Origin of the sequence: Mycobacterium sp. IS-3022 (genome assembly GCF_001500065.1) — a bacterium.
GTDB lineage: Bacteria > Actinomycetota > Actinomycetes > Mycobacteriales > Mycobacteriaceae > Mycobacterium.
In genome coordinates this window covers 252,577-275,685 of sequence record NZ_LQIN01000023.1, presented here as the reverse complement: position 1 = coordinate 275,685, position 23,109 = coordinate 252,577, and the positions used below count along the sequence as shown (strand labels likewise).

26 protein-coding genes are annotated in these 23,109 nt (G+C 66.7%); 15 read left to right on the top strand and 11 right to left on the bottom strand.

Translation table 11 applies throughout. The features are described 5' to 3' along the window. The gene (locus AU188_RS15690; protein ID WP_059164600.1) at positions 1-477 is read left to right on the top strand and encodes a DUF3093 domain-containing protein; all 477 of its coding nucleotides are present in this window, start codon (positions 1-3) and stop codon (positions 475-477) included. 22 nt (positions 478-499) lie between these two features. Here AU188_RS15690 and AU188_RS15685 read toward each other — a convergent pair whose 3' ends face one another. Then, entirely contained in the window at positions 500-802 is a 303-nt protein-coding gene (locus tag AU188_RS15685) for a DUF4193 domain-containing protein (protein WP_014815424.1), read from the bottom strand. A 165-nt stretch (positions 803-967) separates the two neighbouring features. Here AU188_RS15685 and cei point away from each other — a divergent pair, with 165 nt between their 5' ends. After that, positions 968-1,624: an envelope integrity protein Cei gene (cei, locus tag AU188_RS15680; RefSeq protein WP_059164599.1), complete on the top strand. Its 657-nt coding sequence runs from the start codon at positions 968-970 to the stop codon at positions 1,622-1,624. Positions 1,625-1,662: 38 nt separating this feature from the next. On the opposite strand, the gene AU188_RS15675 is transcribed toward cei, so the two are convergent. Continuing rightward, a complete protein-coding gene (locus tag AU188_RS15675) occupies positions 1,663-2,511 on the bottom strand; it encodes an inositol monophosphatase family protein (RefSeq protein WP_059164598.1) in 849 nt (282 codons plus the stop codon). Between the two features lie 134 nt (positions 2,512-2,645). On the opposite strand from AU188_RS15675, the gene ppgK reads away from it, so the two are divergent. Further along, positions 2,646-3,452, top strand: coding sequence for a polyphosphate--glucose phosphotransferase (gene ppgK, locus AU188_RS15670; RefSeq protein WP_059164597.1), 807 nt, complete (start codon positions 2,646-2,648; stop codon positions 3,450-3,452). 179 nt (positions 3,453-3,631) lie between these two features. Continuing rightward, positions 3,632-5,161: an RNA polymerase sigma factor gene (locus AU188_RS15665; RefSeq protein WP_082686664.1), complete on the top strand. Its 1,530-nt coding sequence runs from the start codon at positions 3,632-3,634 to the stop codon at positions 5,159-5,161. 4 nt (positions 5,162-5,165) lie between these two features. Here AU188_RS15665 and AU188_RS15660 read toward each other — a convergent pair whose 3' ends face one another. The 3 genes from AU188_RS15660 to AU188_RS15650 all read right to left on the bottom strand — a co-directional run bounded on the left by AU188_RS15660 (position 5,166) and on the right by AU188_RS15650 (position 7,003). Further along, a complete protein-coding gene (locus AU188_RS15660; RefSeq protein WP_059164595.1) occupies positions 5,166-5,639 on the bottom strand; it encodes a hypothetical protein in 474 nt (157 codons plus the stop codon). Between the two features lie 154 nt (positions 5,640-5,793). Next, a complete protein-coding gene (locus AU188_RS15655; RefSeq protein WP_059164594.1) occupies positions 5,794-6,576 on the bottom strand; it encodes a hypothetical protein in 783 nt (260 codons plus the stop codon). Positions 6,577-6,643: 67 nt separating this feature from the next. Next, on the bottom strand, positions 6,644-7,003 hold the full coding sequence (locus AU188_RS15650; protein WP_059164593.1) for a DUF952 domain-containing protein: 360 nt from the start codon (positions 7,001-7,003) through the stop codon (positions 6,644-6,646). Positions 7,004-7,134: 131 nt separating this feature from the next. Between AU188_RS15650 and AU188_RS15645 the strand changes: the two genes are divergently transcribed. Next, the gene (locus AU188_RS15645; RefSeq protein WP_059164592.1) at positions 7,135-7,329 is read left to right on the top strand and encodes a DUF7455 domain-containing protein; all 195 of its coding nucleotides are present in this window, start codon (positions 7,135-7,137) and stop codon (positions 7,327-7,329) included. Between the two features lie 64 nt (positions 7,330-7,393). Continuing rightward, entirely contained in the window at positions 7,394-8,383 is a 990-nt protein-coding gene (locus AU188_RS15640; RefSeq protein ID WP_059164591.1) for a YihY/virulence factor BrkB family protein, read from the top strand. On the opposite strand, the gene AU188_RS15635 is transcribed toward AU188_RS15640, so the two are convergent. After that, positions 8,373-8,609: a DUF3039 domain-containing protein gene (locus tag AU188_RS15635; protein WP_059164590.1), complete on the bottom strand. Its 237-nt coding sequence runs from the start codon at positions 8,607-8,609 to the stop codon at positions 8,373-8,375. The two genes, AU188_RS15640 and AU188_RS15635, sit on opposite strands and share 11 nt — an antisense overlap. Before the next feature lie 66 nt (positions 8,610-8,675). Between AU188_RS15635 and AU188_RS15630 the strand changes: the two genes are divergently transcribed. The 3 genes from AU188_RS15630 (at position 8,676) to AU188_RS15620 (ending at position 11,013) form a co-directional block, all read left to right on the top strand. Next, positions 8,676-9,077: a DUF3099 domain-containing protein gene (locus AU188_RS15630; protein WP_172799511.1), complete on the top strand. Its 402-nt coding sequence runs from the start codon at positions 8,676-8,678 to the stop codon at positions 9,075-9,077. A 147-nt stretch (positions 9,078-9,224) separates the two neighbouring features. Then, on the top strand, positions 9,225-10,184 hold the full coding sequence (sigB, locus tag AU188_RS15625) for a sigma-70 family RNA polymerase sigma factor SigB (RefSeq protein ID WP_059164770.1): 960 nt from the start codon (positions 9,225-9,227) through the stop codon (positions 10,182-10,184). A gap of 136 nt (positions 10,185-10,320) precedes the next feature. Beyond that, positions 10,321-11,013 carry an iron-dependent transcriptional repressor DtxR gene (locus AU188_RS15620; protein WP_059164588.1) on the top strand — a complete coding sequence of 231 codons (693 nt, stop codon included), beginning with the start codon at positions 10,321-10,323 and terminating at the stop codon, positions 11,011-11,013. A gap of 56 nt (positions 11,014-11,069) precedes the next feature. Here the strand turns inward: AU188_RS15620 and AU188_RS15615 are convergent, their stop codons facing one another. Further along, positions 11,070-12,110 carry a DUF4192 domain-containing protein gene (locus AU188_RS15615; protein ID WP_059164587.1) on the bottom strand — a complete coding sequence of 347 codons (1,041 nt, stop codon included), beginning with the start codon at positions 12,108-12,110 and terminating at the stop codon, positions 11,070-11,072. Between the two features lie 171 nt (positions 12,111-12,281). Between AU188_RS15615 and sthA the strand changes: the two genes are divergently transcribed. From sthA to AU188_RS15595, 4 genes are all read left to right on the top strand, one after another. After that, a complete protein-coding gene (gene sthA / locus AU188_RS15610; protein ID WP_172799523.1) occupies positions 12,282-13,688 on the top strand; it encodes a Si-specific NAD(P)(+) transhydrogenase in 1,407 nt (468 codons plus the stop codon). Positions 13,689-13,875: 187 nt separating this feature from the next. Further along, positions 13,876-14,874 carry a proteasome assembly chaperone family protein gene (locus AU188_RS15605; RefSeq protein ID WP_059164586.1) on the top strand — a complete coding sequence of 333 codons (999 nt, stop codon included), beginning with the start codon at positions 13,876-13,878 and terminating at the stop codon, positions 14,872-14,874. A 66-nt stretch (positions 14,875-14,940) separates the two neighbouring features. Further along, positions 14,941-15,963 carry an alpha/beta fold hydrolase gene (locus AU188_RS15600; RefSeq protein WP_059164585.1) on the top strand — a complete coding sequence of 341 codons (1,023 nt, stop codon included), beginning with the start codon at positions 14,941-14,943 and terminating at the stop codon, positions 15,961-15,963. A gap of 58 nt (positions 15,964-16,021) precedes the next feature. Beyond that, complete coding sequence (locus AU188_RS15595) at positions 16,022-16,708, top strand: PhzF family phenazine biosynthesis protein (protein WP_059164584.1); 687 nt, start codon at positions 16,022-16,024, stop codon at positions 16,706-16,708. Between the two features lie 19 nt (positions 16,709-16,727). Here the strand turns inward: AU188_RS15595 and nrdR are convergent, their stop codons facing one another. Together nrdR and AU188_RS15585 are read right to left on the bottom strand one after the other, a co-directional pair. Next, positions 16,728-17,198 (bottom strand): transcriptional regulator NrdR, encoded by a 471-nt coding sequence (gene nrdR, locus AU188_RS15590; protein WP_059164768.1) that lies wholly within the window; start codon positions 17,196-17,198, stop codon positions 16,728-16,730. Positions 17,199-17,357: 159 nt separating this feature from the next. Further along, positions 17,358-17,810 carry a LysM peptidoglycan-binding domain-containing protein gene (locus tag AU188_RS15585; RefSeq protein ID WP_059164767.1) on the bottom strand — a complete coding sequence of 151 codons (453 nt, stop codon included), beginning with the start codon at positions 17,808-17,810 and terminating at the stop codon, positions 17,358-17,360. Positions 17,811-18,018: 208 nt separating this feature from the next. Between AU188_RS15585 and lexA the strand changes: the two genes are divergently transcribed. Further along, complete coding sequence (gene lexA / locus AU188_RS15580; RefSeq protein ID WP_059164583.1) at positions 18,019-18,711, top strand: transcriptional repressor LexA; 693 nt, start codon at positions 18,019-18,021, stop codon at positions 18,709-18,711. Here the strand turns inward: lexA and AU188_RS15575 are convergent. Beyond that, entirely contained in the window at positions 18,708-20,777 is a 2,070-nt protein-coding gene (locus tag AU188_RS15575; RefSeq protein ID WP_172799510.1) for an LGFP repeat-containing protein, read from the bottom strand. The two genes, lexA and AU188_RS15575, sit on opposite strands and share 4 nt — an antisense overlap. 519 nt (positions 20,778-21,296) lie before the next feature. Here AU188_RS15575 and mbp1 point away from each other — a divergent pair. Next, the gene (gene mbp1 / locus AU188_RS15570; RefSeq protein WP_059164582.1) at positions 21,297-21,557 is read left to right on the top strand and encodes a microaggregate-binding protein 1; all 261 of its coding nucleotides are present in this window, start codon (positions 21,297-21,299) and stop codon (positions 21,555-21,557) included. Positions 21,558-21,619: 62 nt separating this feature from the next. Here mbp1 and hflX read toward each other — a convergent pair whose 3' ends face one another. Next, a complete protein-coding gene (hflX, locus tag AU188_RS15565; RefSeq protein WP_059164581.1) occupies positions 21,620-23,065 on the bottom strand; it encodes a GTPase HflX in 1,446 nt (481 codons plus the stop codon). Positions 23,066-23,109 lie beyond the last annotated feature (44 nt).

The following is a 23,109-nucleotide window of genomic DNA, read 5'->3' as shown; positions in this document are numbered from 1 at the left end:
GTGTCCGACACGCGCGCCACGTCGCAATCCGTGCGCTACCGCGAGCGGCTTCGGGTGCCGTGGTGGTGGTGGCCGCCGGGCCTGGGCCTCGCGGCGTTGATCGCCGTCGAAATCGACATGGGCGTTCCCGGGGTGCCCGGATGGCTGCCTTACGCCCTGCTGCTGCCGGTCGCGGCCGTCGTCCTGCTGTGGCTGGGCCGGACCGAGGTACGGGTCGTCGGCGGACCGGACGGCACCGAGTTCTGGGCCGGGCCCGCCCACCTTCCTGTCGATGTGGTCGCGCGCTCCGCCGAAGTGCCGCGCAGCGCCAAATCCGCGGCGCTGGGCCGTCAGCTGGACCCGGCCGCCTTCGTCGTACATCGGGCGTGGGTGGGTCCGATGGTTCTGCTGGTGCTCGACGATCCAGACGATCCGACGCCATACTGGCTGGTCAGCTGTCGGCATCCGGCCCGGGTGCTGTCCGCTCTCCGTAGTTGAACTGCGAGTCCAGACCGCGCAGCTAGGCCGCGCAATCCGAGCAGATCATGACGCCGTTCTTCTCGCTGGCCAGTCGGCTGCGGTGGTGTACCAAAAAGCAGCTCGAACAGGTGAACTCGTCGGCCTGCTTGGGAATCACCCGCACCGACAGCTCCTCGCCGGACAGGTCGGCGCCGGGCAATTCGAAGGACTCCGCGGACTCCGACTCGTCGACATCGACAACCGCCGACTGGGCCTCGTTACGCCGCGCCTTCAACTCCTCGAGCGAGTCTTCCGAGACGTCATCGGTCTCGGTCCGCCGTGGGGCGTCGTAATCGGTAGCCATCTCGTCCCCTCCGAATAAAGCTTGTGCGACAGAGCTTTGTACCAGCGTCGAACGCATCCGCCAAACGATTCGTGCCCGTATTGATACCCGTTCCACTGTGATTTATGTCACAGCTCACATCGTGCCACGCGAACAAGGCGGCACCTGGGGCTTTAGAGTGCACTCGTGGTCGCGCAAATCACCGAGGGAACCGCGTTCGACGAGCACGGTCGTCCCTTTCGTCGGCGGTACTACCTGCCGGGAATCGTGTTGTTCGTCGCGCTGTCCGTGGTGACGTTGTTCGTCTGGGTCGTCGCGCTGAACCGTCCCGCCGACGTGCAGGAGGCGGCCATCTGCAATCCGCCGCCGGCGCCCGCCGACCCGGGTGCGCCGGCCCCGACGCTCGGTGAACAGGTCTCACGCGCCGACATGGTCGACGTGGCTCCCGCCCGCCTCGCCGATACGAAGATCAGGGTGCTCAACGCCAGTGGTCAGGGTGGACAGGCCGCCGAGGTGGCCACTGCGCTGAAGGATCTGGGGTTCGCAGAACCGACCGCGGCCAACGATCCGCTCTACGCCACCGCCCGCCTGGAGTGCCAGGGCCAGATCCGGTTCGGCGAGGCCGGACGCGCCGCGGCGGCAGCGGTGTGGCTGGTCGCGCCGTGCACCGAACTGTTCCAGGATGACCGCGGCGACGACAGCGTGGACCTCGCCCTCGGTACCGAGTTCACCGAGTTGAGCAGCAGCGACGACATCGAGGCGGTGCTCGCGAGCCTGCGCCCGGATGCCACCCAGCCGGCCGATCCGGATCTGCTGTCGGAGATCCACTCGGGGGCCTGCTGAGCGGGTAAGCCGTTGTCCGGCAACCAGTTCTCGAAAACCTACAGCGCGCCCGCGCGGCGCAGTGCGGCGTCCAGAGCGGCCGCGACGGCCGGCGCTGCGGCCACGATGAACCCGGGTCCGCCCGCCGACCCCTGCCCCGGCGGCAGGCGCAGCGTGGCGCCCGCTTCGGCGGCGATCAGCGCCCCGGCCGCCCAGTCCCACAGGTGCACATCGTCCTCGTAATAGGCATCGAGTTGACCCGCCGCCACCATGCACAGGTCCAGCGCACACGATCCGATGCGGCGCACGTCGCGCACCGCGGGCAGCATCCGGGTCAACACCTCGGCCTGTCGGGCCCGCTGCTCGCGGTCGTAAGAAAATCCGGTGCCCAGCAACGACATTGACAGATCGTCGGCTGCGCTGGTGCGCAGCTGCGTGGTCGCGTCTGCGTGCCGCCGATGCGCGCCGTGGCCGACTGCCGCCGAGTACACCGCACCGGTCGGGACGTTCGCGACGGCACCGGCCAACGAAACGCCATCGCGTTGCACGGCGACCGAGACCGCATAGGCGTCCAACCCGTAGACGAAGTTCACCGTGCCGTCGATCGGGTCGAGCACCCAGGTCAGTTCGCCGTCTTGGGCGGGTGTGCCGCCCTCTTCTTCGCCGAGCACATGTTCGCCGGGACGCAGCACGGCAAGCCGATCGCGGATCAGCCGCTCGGTTTCGGTGTCGACGATGGTGACCGGGTCGGTCGGCGAGCTCTTGGTCCTCACGCCGGGCGTGTCCGGTGACGAGCCGGCGTCACCGAAAACCTCTGCGCGACGGTGCCGCACGAAGGCGGCCGCCTCGGTGGCCAGTTGCTCGGCGACCGAGCGCAGCAGGACGGGATCGGCGTCGTTGTCGGACATTGACCCATCGCAACACGTCCGGCCGACGTTGTCGCGACCTGCTCGCCCGACAGCCACGCGCAGCCTTCCCCGAGCCACTAAGGTGTGGGTCGCACGAAATCTCGGGCACGCCTGGCTGAACTGGAGGAGCGCTCATGACCGCGACCGATTCGCCCTCCGTCGCGCCGAGCACCGCCCAGAGCCAACGCCGCGGATTCGGCATCGATGTGGGCGGCAGCGGCGTCAAGGGCGGCGTCGTCGACCTGGACACCGGCCAGTTGATCGGTGAGCGGTTCAAGCTGCCCACGCCTCAGCCGGCGACGCCCGACGCGGTCGCCGAGACCGTCGCCGCGGTGGTCCGTGAGTTCGGGTGGACCGACAAGCTGGGGGTCACCTATCCCGGCGTGGTGACCGACGGGATCGTGCGCACCGCGGCCAACGTCGACAAGCGCTGGATCGGCGTGAACGCCCGCGATGCGATCGTGAACCATCTCGGTGGGCAGCAGGTGACGGTTCTCAACGACGCCGACGCCGCCGGGTTGGCCGAAGAGAAGTTCGGCGCGGGCCGGGACAACACCGGCGTCATCGTGCTGCTGACCTTCGGCACGGGCATCGGTTCGGCGGTCATCCACAACGGTGTCCTGCTGCCCAATACCGAGTTCGGCCACCTCGAGGTCGGCGGCAAGGAAGCCGAGCACCGCGCGGCGTCGTCGGTCAAGGAACGCAAGGGCTGGAGCTACGAACGCTGGACCGTCGAGGTGACGAAGGTGCTGGTAGCGGTCGAGAACGCGATCTGGCCCGACCTGTTCATCGCAGGTGGCGGCATCAGCCGAAAGGCCGAGAAGTGGATTCCGCTGCTGAAGAACCGCACACCGGTGGTCGCCGCGGCGCTGCAGAACACCGCGGGCATCGTCGGGGCCGCGATGGCCGCTGAGGTGGACGTCACAGCTACTGCCAAGTAGCCACGCCCGGAACCTGGAATTTGCCGCTCGAGGCGGCGTTCTCCCACACTGTCGTTACAATGGTCGACGGCGGCCGCAGCCCGGATAGCGGCGATTATCAACCGCCAATATTCGACAGCCGACGCTCCTCGATGGGGACACCCATGCCCACCGACGAGTAGCACAAGGAAAGGGTGTACGTGGCAGCGACAAAGGCAAGCCCGGCAACCGATGAGCCGGTGAAGCGCACCGCTACCAAGGCCGCCCCCGCCAGGAAGTCAGCGGCGAAGTCCGCCAACGCGACGGCGCCGGCCAAGAAGGCCGCCAAGGCGCGCACCGCTACCAAGGCGCCGGCGAAGAAGGCCGCCAAGACCGCGGCGAGCCGCGAAGCGGCTACCACCGCGACCAAGGCGCCGGCCAAGCGAGCGACGAAGGCCGCGAAGTCAGCCGCGCCCCGCGGTCGCGCCAAGAAGGCCACCGCCGCCGGTCCGGAAGCCACCAAGACCGACGTCGACACCGACGAACTCGAGACCGACGAGCTGGAAGCCGAGCCCGGCGACGACCTCGCGGTCGAGGATGCCGACATCGACCTCGAGGATCTCGAGGACGCCGTCGACGAGCCTGCCGAGGACGTTGCCGAGGCCGCCGAGGGCGACGCCCCCGTCGCGGAGTCCGCCGATGAGGCCGCCGCTGCCGAGGACGACGAGATCGCCGAGCCGTCGGAGAAAGACAAGGCCTCCGGCGACTTCGTCTGGGACGAGGAGGAGTCCGAGGCGCTGCGGCAGGCTCGCAAGGACGCCGAGCTCACCGCGTCGGCCGACTCGGTCCGGGCCTACCTCAAGCAGATCGGCAAGGTCGCGCTGCTCAACGCCGAAGAAGAGGTCGAGCTGGCCAAGCGCATCGAGGCCGGTCTCTACGCCACCCAGCTGATGGCCGAGATGGCCGAGCGCGGCGATAAGCTGCCTGCCGCGCAGCGCCGCGACATGATGTGGATCTGTCGCGACGGTGACCGCGCGAAAAATCATCTGCTGGAAGCGAACTTGCGTCTGGTGGTGTCGCTGGCCAAGCGCTACACGGGCCGAGGCATGGCGTTCCTCGACCTCATCCAGGAAGGAAACCTGGGCCTGATCCGCGCCGTCGAGAAGTTCGACTACACCAAGGGTTACAAGTTTTCCACCTACGCCACCTGGTGGATCCGCCAGGCGATCACCCGCGCGATGGCCGACCAGGCGCGCACCATCCGTATCCCGGTGCACATGGTCGAGGTGATCAACAAGCTCGGCCGCATTCAGCGTGAGCTGCTGCAGGATTTGGGCCGCGAGCCGACACCCGAAGAGCTGGCCAAAGAGATGGACATCACGCCGGAGAAGGTGCTGGAGATCCAGCAGTACGCGCGTGAGCCGATCTCGCTGGATCAGACCATCGGTGACGAAGGTGATTCCCAGCTCGGTGATTTCATCGAGGACTCCGAGGCCGTGGTGGCCGTCGACGCGGTGTCGTTCACGCTGCTGCAGGATCAGTTGCAGTCGGTGCTCGAGACGCTGTCCGAGCGTGAAGCCGGCGTCGTGCGGCTGCGGTTCGGGCTCACCGACGGGCAGCCCCGCACGCTCGACGAGATCGGTCAGGTGTACGGGGTGACGCGCGAGCGCATCCGCCAGATCGAATCGAAGACGATGTCGAAGTTGCGCCACCCCAGCCGTTCTCAGGTGCTGCGCGACTACCTGGACTGAGCGCCTACGCCGGCGTCGGCGCGGGTCCGGTCTTTCTCAGCATCATTTCGTTGTAGCCGTTGTACGCGTCGCCACATATCCCGGGTTCGTAGAAGGACTGCACGGCCTCACCCGTCGCGGCGTCCCATGCGTAGTTCATCGGCAGATCGTGCTTCGAACCGTCCTCGCACATGATCCCATCACGGGTCAGGGCTTCGCGGGCGATCCACCAGCCGACCTGCCAGTAGGCGTTCGCACTCCATTCCGGAGACTTCCGCTCGGTGTCGGCCGAATCGTATTCGCTGACATGCACGCACTGAAAGGCGTCGCCCTCACACGGTGTGACCACCCACGTCTTCGTACCCCACTCGTATTCGGCTTCGTACGTACCGACCGCATTCGCCGTGATCTGGTCCGTGCCGTATGCCGGGGCAGCGAACGCAATCGCGACTACGCCCGCCGCGAGAACCGACGCCGAAGTTGCTCCCCTGAACCCCATTGCGCTCCTCGCTATCTGCCGCCGCGTAGAGGAAAGTATGCATCAGGGGCAATCGAGCCCGGACCGAACTCGCGAGTGTCGGGTTGTTGTACGCAATCTCGCGTCAGGCGTGCGTCAACCAGACACTCGAGGTGTACTGGATGCCGGATCCGGTCTAGCGCTTCTTGTCACGCACCTTGTACGTCGACGGCCAGGACTCGCGGGTCTCGTCGCCGGTCAACGGAATTCCCTTGCTGCCGATCTTGATGTCGTAAGCCTCCTTGCCCGGGCCGACCTCGCGATTGGCGTGTTCGGTGGCCAGGTACATCAACTGATCGATCTCCGCCTCCGCGAACGCGACGAACGACGTCTTGCGGACGATGTCGTCCGCACCGGCCGCGATCCGGTCCGGCAGCACCCTCGTCGCAAACGCCGCGGCGGCCAACAACGCGAACGGGATCACCCAGTAGCAGATGAACGACAGCGGGGTCTTGGAGTCCAGGATGGTCGCGTCGCCGTACACGATCGGCGGGATCGCCGACGACAGCGTCATGCCGCCGAACGCCGCCACCCAGATCCAGGTCAACAACGAGGTGATCTTCGCGAAGAGGTCACTCTTGACGACGTGGGGCGGCTGGCCGACCTCGGCGAACTCACGCACGAACGGCTTGCCGATCAGCATGCCGATGAGTGCCACCAGGAAGATGCCGGCGTTGCTCAGTGGCTGCATCCACTGTTCCATGAACGACTGGTCGAGCGTGAAGGTCAACACGGTCAGCACCAAAAACGTTGCCAGCGCGCCTATTTCGAGTAGCCGACCCGGCCCGCCGCGCACCTGCCCCAGCACGAATGCCGCGACCGCGACCGCCAGAGCGGTCAGCACCGCGACGGTGAACGGAACGTTGCCGATGAGGACCCAGTACACGATCCAGGGTGCGAGACCTAACAGAATGCCCACGATTTGTAAGTGTACGTAGAAGCCTTCGGCCCGCGGACCGTGAACACCACGGTGCCGGCGACGCCGCCTAATGTGTGAGCGGAGCGAACCGGCCGTCGGCACCGGGCGGGTACGGCGTGACGCGCATCACAGCGTCCGTTGGCAAAGGCCCGTACAGATGTGGGAACACCATTCCCACTGGATCAGCGGGCACACCGGGTTCCCAGCGAACGGGAGAGGACAGTTGCGCGGCGTCGATGTGCAGCAGCACAAGGTCGGTGCGACCGGTGTACAGCCGGTTGGCCGGCAGATGCACCTGCTCGGGCGTCGAGAGGTGGACGAACCCGTTCGCGCCGAGCGAATCGGGCCGATACTCGCCGAGCGCTTGTGCCGATCGCCACTCATCCGTGCTACACAGGTGGACCAGCACTGGCGGCGAGTGGTTCATATCGCCAGCCTGCCGTGTCGGCAACTCGAGGTAACGGTGAGACACGACACACCGGTAAACCCCTTGGGAACAAGGCCGGAAGCCAATACGTCTGAGAGAGTAGATGCACGCGAACAGTACGGAGGTCCGCAATGACGAGCGCAACGCTCACTAGTCCCCCGCTGAGCCGGGCTGACCGCTGCGATCGTTGCGGTGCCGCGGCCCGGGTTCGCGCGACGCTTCCGTCGGGAGCGGAGTTGCTCTTCTGCCAGCACCACGCCAATGAGCACGAGACCAAGCTGATCGAATTGGCCGCCGTTCTCGAAGTCAGCCCGGTGGAGGCATAACCCCCGACACGGCGCAGAGCCGCACTGGGCAGGAGCACACTTCGTCAGGAATGCTGGACTGGTCATGACCGACCAGCCCCAGCCGTTGCCGCGCAAGCCGTCGCGCCACCATATTCGACACATTCTGCGGCGCACCTTGTCGAAGAGCTGGGACGACTCGATCTTCTCGGAGTCCGCACAGGCCGCGTTCTGGTCAGCGTTGTCGCTGCCGCCGCTGCTGCTGGGCATGCTCGGCAGCTTGGCGTACATCGCTCCGCTGTTCGGTCCGGAGACTCTCCCGACCATCGAGAACCAGATCATCGACACGGCTGGGCGGTTCTTCTCGACCAACGTCGTCGCCGAGATCATCGAGCCGACGATCCGCGACATCGTCAAGGGTGCCCGCGGTGAAGTGGTCTCGGTCGGCTTCGTGATCTCGCTGTGGGCGGGCTCGTCGGCGATCTCGGCGTTCGTCGACTCCATCACCGAGGCTCACGACCAGACTCCGCTGCGCCATCCGGTCCGCCAGCGGTTCTACGCGCTCGGCCTCTATGTGGTGATGTTGGTCGTCGCGATCCTGACCGCGCCGTTCATCGCATTGGGTCCGCGCAAGATCGCCGAGTACCTACCCGACAGCTGGGACCACATCCTGCAGTTCGGCTACTACCCGGTGCTGATCTTCGGACTGGTCGTGGCGGTCAACATCCTCTATCGGGTGTCGCTGCCGAAACCGTTGCCGTCGCACCGGCTTCTGCTGGGCTCCGTGCTGGCCACCGCGGTGTTCCTGGCGGCGACGTTCGGGCTGCGCTTCTACCTGACGTGGATCACCGCGACCGGCTACACCTACGGCGCCCTGGCGACGCCGATCGCCTTCCTGTTGTTCGCGTTCTTCCTCGGGTTCGCAATCATGATCGGCGCCGAACTCAACGCCGCCGTGCAGGAAGAGTGGCCGGCCGCCGAGACGCATGCCAAGCGGTTCCGCTGGTGGCTCGAAGAGAAGGCCGAGTCACGTAATGGGGCGCGGACGACCGACGGGGTCTCGCCCGAGACGGCAGCGGACGGGATTACTTCTTGAGCTTCTCGTAGATGCGCTTGCACTCCGGGCACACCGGCGAGCCCGGTTTGGCCGACTTCGTCACCGGAAAGACCTCGCCGCACAGTGCGACGACGTGGGTTCCCATCACTGCGCTCTCGGCGATCTTGTCCTTCTTGACGTAATGGAAGTACTTCGGGGTGTCGCTGTCGGTCCCGTCGTCGACGCGTTCGTCGGTGTCGGTGCGCTCGATCGTCTGGGTTTGCATGACAACCATTTTGCCCGTAAGGAAACCGACCCGTACAGCGGAGCGACAATGTGCGACAGTGGAGGTATGAAACACGGCCCCGAGCTGAGTTTCGACGACGACGGCCGGCCCGTCCTGATCACTCGCGCCGCCCCCGCCTACGAAGAACAACACCGTCAACGGGTACGCAAGTACCTGACCATCATGTCGTTTCGCATTCCAGCTCTGGTGCTGGCTGCGATCGCGTACGGCATCTGGCACAACGGCTTGATCTCGTTGGGAATTTTGGTGGCCTCGATTCCGCTGCCGTGGATCGCCGTGCTCATCGCGAACGACCGTCCGCCGCGGCGCCCCGAGGAACCCCGGCGCTACGACGCGCAGCGCCGAGCCGCGCAGGTCCCGACCGCCGAACGGCCGGCCTTGGAACATGGCACCGTCTCCCCGCCGCAACCCGATGGACACGCCCGCAACGGCGATGTTCCCAGCTGAGCTGCTTCTGTTCCTTTTCTAAGGACATTCTCAGGTCGGCGGCGAGAAACCGCTGATCAGAAGGTGTGAACCGGTCGACGGCCGGGAACTCTTAGGTCCTCGTGGGCGTTGTAGCTCATGACAGTGCGACTTGATCAGGAGGCCGTCATGGCAAATGCCAGCACCATCCGCGTCGACCACGACCTGGACGCGCAGAGTCCAGCGGCTGACCTCGTACGCGTGTATCTCAATGGCATCGGCAAAACGGCCTTGCTCAATGCCGCCGACGAGGTCGAGCTCGCAAAACGCATCGAGGCAGGGCTTTACGCAAAGCATCTGCTCGAAACACGGAAGCGCTTGGGCGAGAACCGCAAACGTGATCTTGCTGCGGTGGTCCGTGACGGTGAGGCTGCGCGACGCCATCTGCTGGAAGCCAACCTCCGTCTTGTGGTGTCGCTGGCGAAGCGTTACACCGGCCGGGGCATGCCGCTGCTGGATTTGATTCAGGAAGGCAATCTGGGCCTGATCCGCGCGATGGAAAAGTTCGACTACAGCAAGGGATTCAAGTTCTCGACGTACGCCACGTGGTGGATCCGACAGGCGATCACGCGTGGGATGGCGGATCAGAGTCGCACGATCCGGCTGCCGGTGCATCTCGTCGAGCAGGTGAACAAGCTCGCCCGGATCAAGCGTGAGATGCACCAGAACCTCGGCCGCGAAGCGACCGATGAGGAACTGGCGGCCGAGTCCGGCATCCCCGTGGAGAAGATCAACGATCTTCTGGAACACAGCCGCGACCCGGTGAGCCTCGACATGCCGGTCGGCAGCGACGAGGAAGCGCCGCTGGGAGACTTCATCGAGGATGCCGAGGCGATGTCTGCCGAGAACGCCGTGATCTCCGAACTGCTGCACACCGACATCCGGCACGTGCTCGCCACCCTCGACGAGCGCGAGCAACAGGTGATCCGGCTGCGCTTCGGTCTCGACGACGGTCAGCCGCGCACCCTCGACCAGATCGGCAAGCTTTTCGGGCTCTCGCGTGAGCGGGTACGACAGATCGAGCGCGAGGTCATGGCCAAGCTGCGCAACGGCGACCGCGCCGACCGTTTGCGGTCATACGCCAGCTAGTCCAGCGACGACAGCTCCCCGCCGGGACGACCGGCGGGGACGCGTCTCGACGTGCGCCCGGGGCCGGTGTCGCGGACGTAACAACGCAGTTCAGGCCCTCAGGCCGGTAGACTCATCGCTGACGGAGGGTTAGCGCATGAATGATCTAGTCGACACCACAGAGATGTACCTGCGGACGATCTACGACCTCGAAGAAGAGGGCGTGGTGCCTTTGCGTGCACGCATCGCGGAGCGTCTGGATCAGAGCGGCCCCACCGTCAGCCAGACCGTGTCCCGCATGGAGCGCGACGGCCTACTGCACGTCGCCGGCGATCGCCACCTCGAGCTCACCGACAAGGGTCGCGCCCTGGCCGTCGCCGTCATGCGCAAGCACCGCCTCGCCGAGCGACTGCTTGTCGACGTGATCGGGCTGCCGTGGGAGGAGGTCCACGCCGAGGCCTGCCGGTGGGAACACGTGATGAGCGAAGACGTCGAACGCCGACTCGTCCAGGTCCTCAACAACCCCACCACCTCCCCCTTCGGTAATCCGATTCCCGGGCTCTCGGAGTTGGGCCTGATCAACTCGTCGCCGGGCGACGGATTGAACCTGGTCCGGCTGACCGAGCTGCCCGCCGGTATGCCCGTCGCGGTCGTGGTGCGGCAGCTGACCGAGCACGTCCAGGGCGACGTCGATTTGATCACCAGGCTCAAGGATGCGGGCGTGGTGCCCAATGCCCGCGTGACCGTGCAGACCAACGAGCACGGCGGGGTGATGATCGTGATCCCCGGCCACGAGCAGGTCGAGTTGCCCCACCACATGGCGCACGCCGTCAAGGTCGAGAAGGTCTGACCCGCCATCTGATTCGCCGGAGCGAGCGGCCGACGGCCCGGGTCAGCGGGGCGGGGTCAACCGGCCCGTCGACCGAACACCCGTCGCGCCGGTAACCGCACTCCCAGTTGGTCGGCCAACCGGTAGCCCGTGGTGGCCAGCTCACGAATTCGTTCGGGCCGCAACCCCGATTGCAGCGCGGTGTCGAGCATGCCCGCCATCCGATGCGTACCGTCGCACCGAAGCGCCGCCTCCAGCGTCACCCCCGCCAGCGGACCGTCACCCCGCGTATAAGCCGAAAAAGCCAGCAACACAAGCGCTTCCACCCGCCACGGTTCGGGTAGCCGCCGTGACAGCTCGGCCCACAACGACTCCGCCGCTGTCGCGCTCTCCCCGACTGCCAGCGCGTAAAGCGTGTCGCGCACCTGCAGATCGGTCAGCGCGGCTGCGATTCGGGCCACAACTGGATCCGGCAACTCTTCACCGTCTGCGACCCGGGCGGCCGTCGCGATGACGGACTCGATATCGCGGCGCGCGTCGGCGTGCGAGCGACTGGACTGCGCGTCTGCGATGGGTCCGGCCAACGCTGCGGCGCGGGCGGAATCGGTGACCGCGATGACGTCCTGAAGCTCGGCGCGCCGGGCGTAGAGCCTGCGCCCGTCGAGCACGGCGGCCATCGCGAGCGGCGACGCCGACGGGTCCTCCACGGTGCCCGCCTCGCCGCAACCGTCGGCGCAGTGCCACCGCCCTCCCGCCGCGACTCGGTCTACGACGTGCGCCGCGAGCAGTTCGATGCCGTGTTCGGCCAGGGCGGCCGCCAACATCGCGGCGAGGTCGCCGTACTCGTCGTTACACAGGCGGCAGCCGGCGCCGTCCTCATCGACGATGACGGCGATAGCCGAGTCCGGTCTGGCCGCTGCGGCCACCTCGGCGATGTGGTCGACGGATTCGGGCAACTCATCGGAGAGGTCCACACGCATGACGCATCCCAGCGCGCCACGCTCCACGGTCACGAGCACGAGGGACTTCTCCGGGACGAAACCCAGGACGGCGGGCAGGGCCGCGATGAGGACGGCGGGGCGGTTCAACTGGAAATCGGGTGTTTGTGAGGTCGTCATGGGCCGACCTTCCCCGGCAGCTCGGACGGCTGGCGCCCGTCGCGGCTCGCAGCCGGCAAAGCTGTGGATCAATTCGAGGTTGGGGATGAAATTCGTCTCCGGTGCCGCCTGTCGGCCTGCGGAATCCGCCCAACCGGCGTACACCTTGTTGCTATGGGTGCCGTGGGTTCCATGCTGGAGTACGACCTCGTTGTCCTCGGTTCCGGTCCCGGCGGGCAGAAAGCCGCGATCGCCGCGGCGAAGCTCGGCAAGACGGTCGCCGTCGTCGAGCGCGGCCGGATGCTGGGCGGTGTGTGCGTGAACACCGGAACCATCCCCTCCAAGACGCTTCGGGAGGCGGTCGTCTACCTCACCGGCATGAGCCAGCGCGAGTTGTACGGCGCCAGCTACCGCGTCAAGGAGAAGATCACGCCCTCCGATCTACTCGCGCGCACGGCCCACGTGATCGGCAAGGAGCAGGACGTCGTCCGCTCGCAGTTGATACGCAACCGCATCGACCTCTTCCAGGGCCACGGCCGGTTCATCGACCCGCACACCGTGCTGGTCGAGGAGCCCACCCGCGGTGAGCGCACCACGGTCAGCGGCGAATACGTCGTGATCGCCACCGGCACCAAACCGGCCCGGCCGGCCGGCGTCGAGTTCGACGAGGACCGCGTGCTCGACTCCGACGGAATCCTCGACCTCAAGTCGCTGCCCGCGACGATGGTCGTGGTCGGCGCCGGGGTGATCGGGATCGAGTACGCGTCGATGTTCGCCGCGCTCGGCACCAAGGTCACCGTGGTGGAAAAGCGCGACACCATGCTGGATTTCTGCGACCCGGAAATCGTGGAAGCGCTCAAGTTCCACCTGCGCGACCTGGCGGTGACGTTCCGGTTCGGCGAGGAGGTGACGGCCGTGGACGTCGGCGCGGCGGGCACCGTCACCACGCTGGCCAGCGGCAAGCAGATCCCCGCCGAGACCGTGATGTACTCCGCAGGCAGGCAGGGGCAGACCGAACACCTCGACCTGGCCAACGCGGGCCTGGAAACCGACCCGCGCGGCCGCATCGACGTCGACAGCAACTACCAGACCAAGGTCGACCACGTCTATGCCGTCGGCGACGTGATCGGGTTTCCGGCGTTGGCCGCCACCTCGATGGACCAGGGCAGGCTGGCGGCGTACCACGCGTTCGGCGAGCCCGCAAAGGGCATGACCGATCTGCAGCCGATCGGCATCTATTCGATCCCGGAGGTGTCCTACGTCGGCGCCACCGAGGTCGAGTTGACCCGCAACGCGATCCCGTACGAAGTCGGGGTGTCGCGCTACCGGGAGTTGGCCAGGGGCCAGATCGCCGGTGACTCCTACGGCATGCTCAAGCTGCTGGTCTCGACCGACGACCTGAAGTTGCTCGGGGTGCACATCTTCGGTACCAGCGCCACCGAGATGGTGCACATCGGTCAGGCCGTCATGGGCTGCGGCGGCACCGTCGAGTACCTCGTCGACGCCGTGTTCAACTACCCCACCTTCTCCGAGGCTTACAAAGTCGCCGCGCTGGACGTGATGAACAAGTTGCGGGCGCTCAACCAGTTCCGCACCTAGCCGCGCGACGATCAAGCGGCGAGGGACGAGCCGCGTTGACGAGCGCAGCCATCGGATGGCACCGGCAAACAAATTGCCTGGATCGAGCATGGGATGACCGGCAACGGGAACGCAATGTGCGCGAGACTAGTTGTCACAGGTACGAAGGCATCACTGTCTTGGCACCACCGCGAGGAGGCGAGGTTCGATGGCTGACCGCCCAGAACACCCTGGTAACCCCGACCAGCACTACCAGCCGGAACAATCCGGCATGTATGAGCTGGAGTTCCCCGCACCCCAACTGTCCTCGACGGATGGCCGAGGCCCGGTGCTCATCCATGCCCTCGAAGGGTTCTCCGACGCCGGACACGCGATCCGGTTGGCCGCCCAGCACCTCAAAGACACGCTCGACACCGAGCTGGTGGCGTCATTCGCAATCGACGAGCTGTTGGATTACCGATCCCGGCGTCCGTTGATGACCTTCAAGACCGACCACTTCACCCACTACGACGACCCCGAACTCAACCTGTACGCGATGCGCGACAGCGTCGGCACCCCCTTCCTGCTGCTCGCCGGGCTGGAACCCGACCTGCGCTGGGAACGGTTCATCAACGCCGTGCGGCTACTGGCCGAACGGCTCGACGTCCGCAGGGTCGTCGGATTGGGCACCATCCCGATGGCGGTCCCACACACCCGCCCCATCACCATGACCGCGCACTCCAGCGACAAGGAGCTCATCGCCGACCACCAGCCGTGGATCGGAGAAGTTCAGGTCCCCGCCAGCGTGTCGAACCTGCTCGAGTTCCGGATGTCACAGCACGGACACGAAGCCGTCGGGTTCACCGTGCACGTACCGCACTACCTTGCGCAAACCGACTACCCCGCCGCGGCAGAGGCGCTGCTGGCCGAGGTGGCCAGGAACGCGTCGCTGAAGATCCCGCTGGAGGCGCTGGTGGCGGCGGGTGCTGAAGTGCTTGCCAAGATCAATGAGCAGGTCGAGCAGAGCCCCGAGGTCGCGCAGGTGGTGACCGCTCTCGAGCGCCAGTACGACGCCTTCATCGCCGCGCAGGAGAACCGGTCGCTGCTGGCCAGCGACGAGGACCTGCCCAGCGGCGAAGAACTCGGCGCGGAGTTCGAACGGTTCCTCGCCCAGCAGGCCGATAAGAAGTCCAGGGATCGGTTCAAGGACGGCGACGACGCCGGTTGACCCAGGTCGCTCGACAATCAGCGTCAATAATTAGCGCGTCTCGCGAACGCCAGCTAAGTTGGCGCAATGGCCGCGCGAAAGCCGAATCTGCGTCCGGTACGGGAACTTACGCCCATCCTGCAGTACCGCACCATCCACGGCTATCGCCGGGCGTACCGGGTGGCGGGTTCCGGCCCCGCGATCTTGCTGATCCACGGCATCGGCGACAACTCCACCACCTGGAATGCAGTGCAGGCGAAGCTCGCCCAGCGGTTCACGGTCATCGCGCCCGACCTTCTGGGCCACGGGAAATCCGACAAACCGCGCGCGGATTACTCGGTGGCCGCCTACGCCAACGGGATGCGCGACCTGCTGAGCGTCCTGGACATCGACCGGGTCACGGTAATCGGTCATTCCCTCGGCGGCGGGGTGGCCATGCAGTTCGCCTACCAGTTTCCGCAACTGGTCGACCGGCTCATCCTGGTCGGAGCGGGCGGGGTCACCAGGGACGTCAACATCGCGCTGCGCTTCGCTTCGTTGCCGATGGGCAGTGAGGCGCTGGCGCTGCTACGCCTGCCGCTGGTGCTGCCGACACTGCAGGTGGTGGGCCGCGTCGCCGGGGGGGTGTTCGGATCCACCGGTCTGGGCCGCGACCTGCCCCAGGTGTTGCGCATTCTCAATGACCTGCCCGAACCGACCGCATCCTCGGCGTTCGCCCGCACATTGCGCGCCGTCGTGGACTGGCGCGGGCAGGTCGTGACCATGCTGGACCGCTGTTACCTGACGCAATCGGTTCCGGTGCAATTGATTTGGGGCAGCGGTGACGCCGTGATCCCGGTAAGTCACGCCCGGATGGCACACGCCGCGATGCCTGGTTCGCGGTTGGAGATCTTCGAGGGCTCCGGTCATTTCCCGTTCCACGACGACCCCGACCGCTTTGTCGAGGTGGTGGAGAAGTTCATCGACGGCACCGAACCGGCGGTCTACGACCAGGAGTACCTGCGCGGGCTGTTACGGGCGGGCGTCGACCAGGGCACGATCTCCGGTTCGGTCGACACCCGGGTCGCGGTGCTGGACGCGATCGGCGCCGACGAGCGCAGCGCCACCTGACCGCCGGACCGACGGCGGCCTCGCCGCTGCGACGCCGCTAAGAAGTAGCATCGGCCCCATGGCTATCGACGTGACCGTGCTGCGGGTCTTCACCGATCCTGACGGCAACCACGGAAACCCGCTCGGCGTCATCGACGCCAGCGTCGTCGACCCGGACGCCCGCCAGCAGATAGCCACCCAATTGGGTTACAGCGAAACCATATTCATCGATTTGCCGACACCCGGCACCAACACGGCGCACGCTCACATCCACACGCCGGCCGTCGAACTGCCGTTCGCGGGACATCCCACGGTCGGCGCGGCCTGGTGGCTTCGTGAACGAGGCACTCCAATTCACACGCTGAGGGTTCACGCCGGCGTCGTGCAGGTGTCCTACACCGACGACCTCACCTCGGTCAGGGCGCGAGCGGAGTGGGCGCCGGAATTCGCGGTCCACGACGTCGCCTCCGTCGACGACCTCCTCGCTGCGGACCCGGCCGATTACCCGGACGACGTCAACCACTACCTGTGGACGTGGGTCGACCGGGAACAAGGGATGGTGCGGGCGCGGATGTTCGCGACCGACCTCGGCGTGCCCGAGGACGAGGCCACCGGCGCCGCCGCCGTCCGGATCACCGACTATCTGAGCCGCGACCTGACGATCGTGCAAGGCAAGGGTTCGCACATCCACACCGAGTGGAGCCCCGACGGCTGGGTGCGCATCGCCGGGCGCGTCGTCAGCGACGGCATCAAGCAGCTCGATTGAGTCCCGCCTCTACGGCCGCTCAGCTGGCGGTCGGCTGTGGTGAATCGCGATGTGCGCGCAGCGCCTCGATCTCACGCTCGAAGTCCTCTGCCGAGGTGAACCCGCGGTATACCGAGGCAAAGCGTAGGTACGCCACCTCGTCGAGGTCACGCAGTGGCCCCAGGATGGCCAGGCCCACCTCGTGGCTGGGCACCTCGGGCGAACCGGCGGCGCGCACAGTGTCCTCGACCTGCTGCGCCAGTAGGTTCAGCGCATCGTCGTCGACCTGGCGGCCCTGGCACGCTCGACGTACGCCCTTGATCACCTTCTCGCGACTGAACGGCTCGGTGACACCGCTGCGTTTGACGACCGCCAACACCGCGGTCTCCACTGTGGTGAACCGTCTTCCGCATTCGGGGCAGGAGCGGCGCCGTCGGATCGCCTGACCTTCGTCGGTTTCACGCGAGTCGACCACTCGTGAATCGGGGTGACGGCAGAACGGACAATGCATCACCCCTCCTTCGCCGCGCCAACAAACGACCAACTCGAACCTCTCTGAGCGTACCTGCGGCACGCTCCGCAAGCCGGTGACCGGAGTGATCGGCACGTAGGCCGCCGATATGTCGGTGAACACGATTGCGCGGCGGGTGTTCCGCGAGCCGGCCGACGATCAGCCGACCGGGGCGATGAGCGTCTGCCCGGCATCCAGCGCAGCCGAGTCGAGCTGGTTGAGCTCGCGAATCCGGTCCGCCACCTGACTTACCGGGGCGTCGGGCGCCACCCGCTTCGCCACCTGGTGCAGGCTCTCACCGCTCTGCACCTGGACCACTGCGAGCCGATCCGGAACGGCGGCCGGGCTGGCGCCGACCACGCCGCCGAACTGCGCCACCAGGCCGAGCCAAACCGTGATCCCCGCGGCCACCAGCGCCAGGAGCACCGTGGTGCCCGGGGTGATCGGCCGCCGGCGGTGCGAGGCGCGCGACATCAGCACGCCGGTACCGCGGTACCGGACCGATGCTCGGCGGGGGCTGCCGGGCCGAGGGCCCCGACGGCCATGGGTGGGCCTGAAATGGGGCCTGACCACCGGCGGGCCCTGAATTTCCCTGGTGTCGAGAGTCGTCATTGTGATGCCTTCCGGTCCGCTACTTTCGCTCCTGTGTTCGAACATACTCGCTCATGCGTTCGAGTGGTAGAACATGTGATCGAACTGTTGCCAACGATAAAACAGGCCACCGACAGAAAATTTGGGCGCGCTTCCGCAGGCTCGTACAGCCCGACACACCTCGAACACATGTTTGATTAATTGCGTGCCGCGGGTTACATTCGGCGACATGGAATCCAGCAGCGGTACTCCGGACGGCGCCGGCGGGAGGCGGGCGCTCGATGGGCTCACCGAACGCCAGCGCACCATTCTCGATGTGATCCGGACATCGGTCACCACCCGCGGCTATCCCCCGAGCATCAGGGAGATCGGCAACGCGGTCGGGCTGACTTCTACGTCGTCTGTGGCGCACCAACTGCGCACCCTGGAACGGAAGGGTTACCTGCGGCGTGACCCCAACCGGCCGCGCGCCGTCGACGTGCGTGCTGCCGACGAGGCAGTGACCGCCATCGTCGCCACCGAGGTCGCGGGCTCCGACGCGCTACCGGAGCCGACGTTCGTGCCCGTGCTCGGACGGATTGCCGCCGGCGGGCCGATCCTCGCCGAAGAGGCTGTCGAGGACGTCTTTCCGCTGCCGCGCGAGCTGGTGGGTGAGGGCTCGCTCTTCCTGCTCAAAGTCGTCGGCGACTCGATGGTCGACGCGGCGATTTGCGACGGCGATTGGGTGGTCGTGCGCCAGCAGAACGTCGCAGACAACGGCGACATCGTGGCCGCGATGATCGACGGCGAGGCCACCGTGAAGACGTTCAAGCGCACCCGTGGTCAGGTGTGGCTGATGCCGCACAACCCAGCCTTCGATCCGATCCCGGGTAACGACGCGGCGGTGCTCGGCAAGGTCGTCACCGTCATCCGGAAGATCTAGTCGGCTTTGACGAAACCGTTCGTGCGCGCGAATTCCTCGCTGGAGAACCAGATCTCGGCGCGCACCTCGTCATAGTCGGCGGTGCCCGGCAGCCAGTACCGGCCGGACTGAGTATCGGCCTTGATCGGGTATCCCTGCGGCGCCTCATCGGAACCGCCGAGCGGTAGGCGGAATGCGGGGCTCGGCACTTCCGGTTCGTCGACGATGATCTTGGCGTGACGGCCGGTGTCGGTCAGTGGATCGCGTTGGAAGCGTTCGGGCTCAGGTTCGGGTTCGACTGGTTCGAGGGACGTATCGCCCACGGCGGAAGGCTCGTCCTCGATCGGTTCGCCCGGCATATCCTGCTCGGCGACCGTGGTCGGTATCAGCGTCGGTGCTGTATCGACGTTGTCGGGATTCTCCTCCGGCTCGCCTGTGCCCTCGTCGACGCCCTCGCCAAGGCTCTCGTCGATGCCCTCGTCGACGTGGCCCGGCGCTGCGGCCTCGTCTCCGCGTTGCGGCGTCCCCCAGGGGTCGAAGGCCGAGCTGGCAGACTCCCCCGGCGGTGCGAGCGCCCCAAGCCCCTCGCTGGCATAGCGGTCGCCGAACATCGCCGCCGAGTAGTCGCCACCGCTGGATGCCTGCTCCCCGGCGCCCGCCGTGCTGTAGACCGGCTCACCGTCGGCGCCGTACCGGCCGTAATCGTCGTCAAAGCCGGGATGATCGTCGGCGCCATGGCGGCGGTTACGCACGGCCGCGAACGCCACCAGGGCCAGGAGCACGAGGACCGGCACGATCGCCAGCAGCCACCACCAGCTCCACTGGAACCAGCCGTTGTCGCCGGCGGAGTCCGAGGCCTGCGGCGCACCGGGTGTTTCGGGTGTCTGCTGGGCGGGCACCTCGAGGCCGGCCAACTCGGCCGCCAGATTGGCCGGCTCGGTGCTGAACTCGCCGGTCGACCGGTCCCAGGAGATCGCCCCGCCGCTGAACCGCTGCGTGACGACGTCGCCCTTCTCGGTTTGGTCGGCCACCGGTGCGCCGAGCTTGCCCTCGGCGCCGTCGAGCTTGTCCCAGGCCGCGCTCATCGCGCCGCGCACCAGGACGGCGCCGTGGTCCGGCGTCCAGAAGATCACCGGGTTGTCTTCGGCGGCGAACCTCGCCACACGACTTGCGGTGGGCAGTCCTCCGTCGGCCTCGCTGGACACCGGGAATCCGAGCTCCCCTTCGGGGCCGCCCAGGCTTTCGTATTTGGCGAGAACCTGGCCCGTGACCACCCGCGCGCCGGTGGCCGGACTGTAGAAGATCTTGCCGCCGGCGAAGTTCTGCCCGAGGCCGTCCTCGCCGATCTGATAGGGCGGTCCTTCGGCGGCGCCGAGCGGTCCCAGCGGTCCTCCGGCCGCGCGGCGGGCCGCATTGATCTGCGAGGTCGGATCTCCCGGCACCTGCAGATCAGTCAACTGCTCGGCGAGTTCGGGCGGTACGGTCGTGAACGTCTTGTCGCGGGTGTTGTACGTCAGCTCGCCGCCGGTGAACTTCTGGGAGATGAGATCACCGCGGTAGGTCTCATCGCCGGCGGGCACTCCGAGCGCTCCCGTCGAGCCGCCCAACTTGTCCCACGCGGCGTTGATCGGGCCACGCACCACCCGCGCGCCGGTCTCCTGCGTCCAGAAGATCACCGGCTTGTCGCTGGCGCTGAATGTGGTGTTGAAGCTGCCCGGAGCCCGTCCGGGCCCGTCGTCGATGGTCGGGAAACCCAAGTCGCTGTCCGCGGGCCCTCCGAGCGATTCGTACTTCTCCAGGATGGCGCCGCGCATGTAGTGAGCGCCGGTCTCGGGCGTGAAGAACATCTTGCCGCCGGTGAAGTTCTGTGCGAAGCCCTCACCCGCCGGATACACCTCACCCTGTTTGGGTCCCAGCGGGCCGCCGTCGCCGCCGCTGGCTTCCCAGGCGGCCGTGATGGCCGCATTGGCGGCATCGGATTCCGGCGTCGCGCCGGCCACCGGCGCCAAGAGCAGGGCTACGGCTGCGAGCAGACCTATCGCCATCCGGCCCCACACCGTCGTGCCTCGGCTGTTCTGCCCGATCATTCGTCCTCCCTGGTCGGCACGAAATTTCGCTCGAAGATTTCGCGCCCGTCAACTGTGTTGTCAGCAGACGTCAATAACCAACGAACACGCCGATCTTGGGAAGAAAATACCCGCCAATCCCCCGTTCGCTGTGGATAACCCCGCCGTGCCGCGCGGATTTCTGTGTGAACAACCCACGTCCGAGGCCGATGACTTTGCTCCTGCGTCACGTTGTGAGAACCTCAAACAGTTTGCGCGTATGCGCCGTTGGAGGCGCTTGCCACGCGATATCGCGCATATACCCGTAGCCAGCCCGCAATTGCGGGCCACCGGTGATCATTTCCGTGTGCATTTCTGACGAATACGATTTCACCCGGCGTGAGCATCAACGGCAGCCTTGATCCGCTCAATCGCATATCGCTCGGCACGCGCGGTTCGACATCCTGCGACCGGAGGCTGTGAGCTAGCCCACTCTTCGTTTGCCGGCCAACGCGCTCAGGGAACCCCTGGGCCACTACCGAACCGAACGGGAGGAACGCAGTGTCCGACAAGAACAACAGTGGGCCAGAAGAAGCCGTCAAGGGTGTCGTCGAAGGCGTGAAAGGCAAGGCCAAAGAGGTCCTCGGTGCCGTCGCGGGCCGCGACGACCTGTACCGCGAGGGTCAGGCGCAGCAGGACAAGGCAGACGCGCAGCGCAACGCCGCTCAGAAGGAAGCCGAAGCCGAAAGCGCCCGCGCGGCCGCCAAGACCGCCGAGAAGCGACAAGAGGCCGAGCAGCGGCCGGCGGGCGAACGGGACTAGTTCGGACCACACGAAAGGCGCAGAGGGCAATCCCTCTGCGCCTCTTCGCTTGTAAGGACGGTTTAGAACGTCGCGTAGTCGCGCAGGGCGGCGGCCAGCGGGACCGGCACCCGGGCCTTGATCCGCGTGCCCTCGGCGGTGTGCTCGGTGGCGTCGACCCGCCCGTCGGCGTGCACCCGGTTCACCAGATCGCCGCGGTCGTACGGGATCGTCACGTCGACCATCGCGTCCGTCGGCGTGATCAACTCCGCCATCCGCAGCTGCAGTCGATCCAGCCCGTCACCGGTGCGGGCAGAAACGAACACGGCATCGGGAAGCGCGCGGCGCAACTGCGCCAGAGTGAGATCGTCGGCGGCGTCGATCTTGTTGACCACCAACAGTTCCGGTGCCGGGGCGCCGTCGTGGTCGGCCTCGCTCGATGTCGCCGCCGGAGCGGCTCCCATGACGTCGTTGACCACTTCGCGCACGGCGTTGATCTGGGCCAGCGGGTTGGCGTCGGACCCGTCGACGACGTGCACCAGCAGATCGGCGTCGACGACCTCTTCCAACGTGGAGCGGAACGCCTCCACCAGCTGGGTCGGCAGGTGGCGCACGAACCCGACCGTGTCGGTCAGTACGAACGGCCGACCATCGGCGAATTCGCCTCGGCGCGTTGTCGGTTCGAGGGTGGCGAACAACGCGTTCTCGACCAGGACCCCCGCGCCGGTCAGCGCGTTGAGCAGACTCGACTTGCCCGCGTTGGTGTATCCGACGATGGCGATCGCCGGGACCTCGCTGCGGCGCCTGCCACTGCGCTGCGTATCGCGGATCTTCTTCATGTCCTTGATGTCTCGGCGCAGTTTGGCCATCCGCTCCCGGATGCGGCGACGGTCGGTCTCGATCTTGGTCTCACCGGGACCGCGCGTGCCCACACCACCGCCGGCTCCGCCGGCGCGACCGCCGGCCTGCCGGGACATCGACTCGCCCCAGCCGCGCAGCCTGGGCAGCATGTACTCCATCTGCGCCAGCGTGACCTGCGCTTTGCCTTCCCGGCTGGTCGCGTGCTGGGCGAAGATGTCGAGGATGAGCGCCGTGCGGTCGATGACCTTGACCTTGACCGCCTTTTCCAACGCCGTCAGCTGGGCCGGGCTGAGCTCACCGTCACAAATGACCGTGTCGGCGCCGGTCGCAAGGACGATCTCGCGCAGTTCGGCGGCCTTCCCTGAGCCGATGTAGGTCGAGGCGTCCGGCTTGTCCCGTCGCTGAATCAGTCCTTCGAGCACCTCCGAGCCGGCGGTCTCGGCGAGCGCGGCCAGCTCGGCCAGGCTGGCCTCGGCGTCGGCCGAACTGCCTTCGGTCCAAACCCCTACCAGCACAACGCGTTCCAAGCGCAGTTGGCGATACTCGACCTCGGAGACATCGGCGAGTTCGGTCGACAGACCGGCCACGCGGCGCAGCGCCGTGCGGTCTTCGAGGGCCAGCTCGCCCGCGCTCGGGGTGTCGCGGATCGGGAAATGGGGATACGTCATGGGCGAATAGAGATTCGCACGGAGATCACTTTTCATGCACCCCA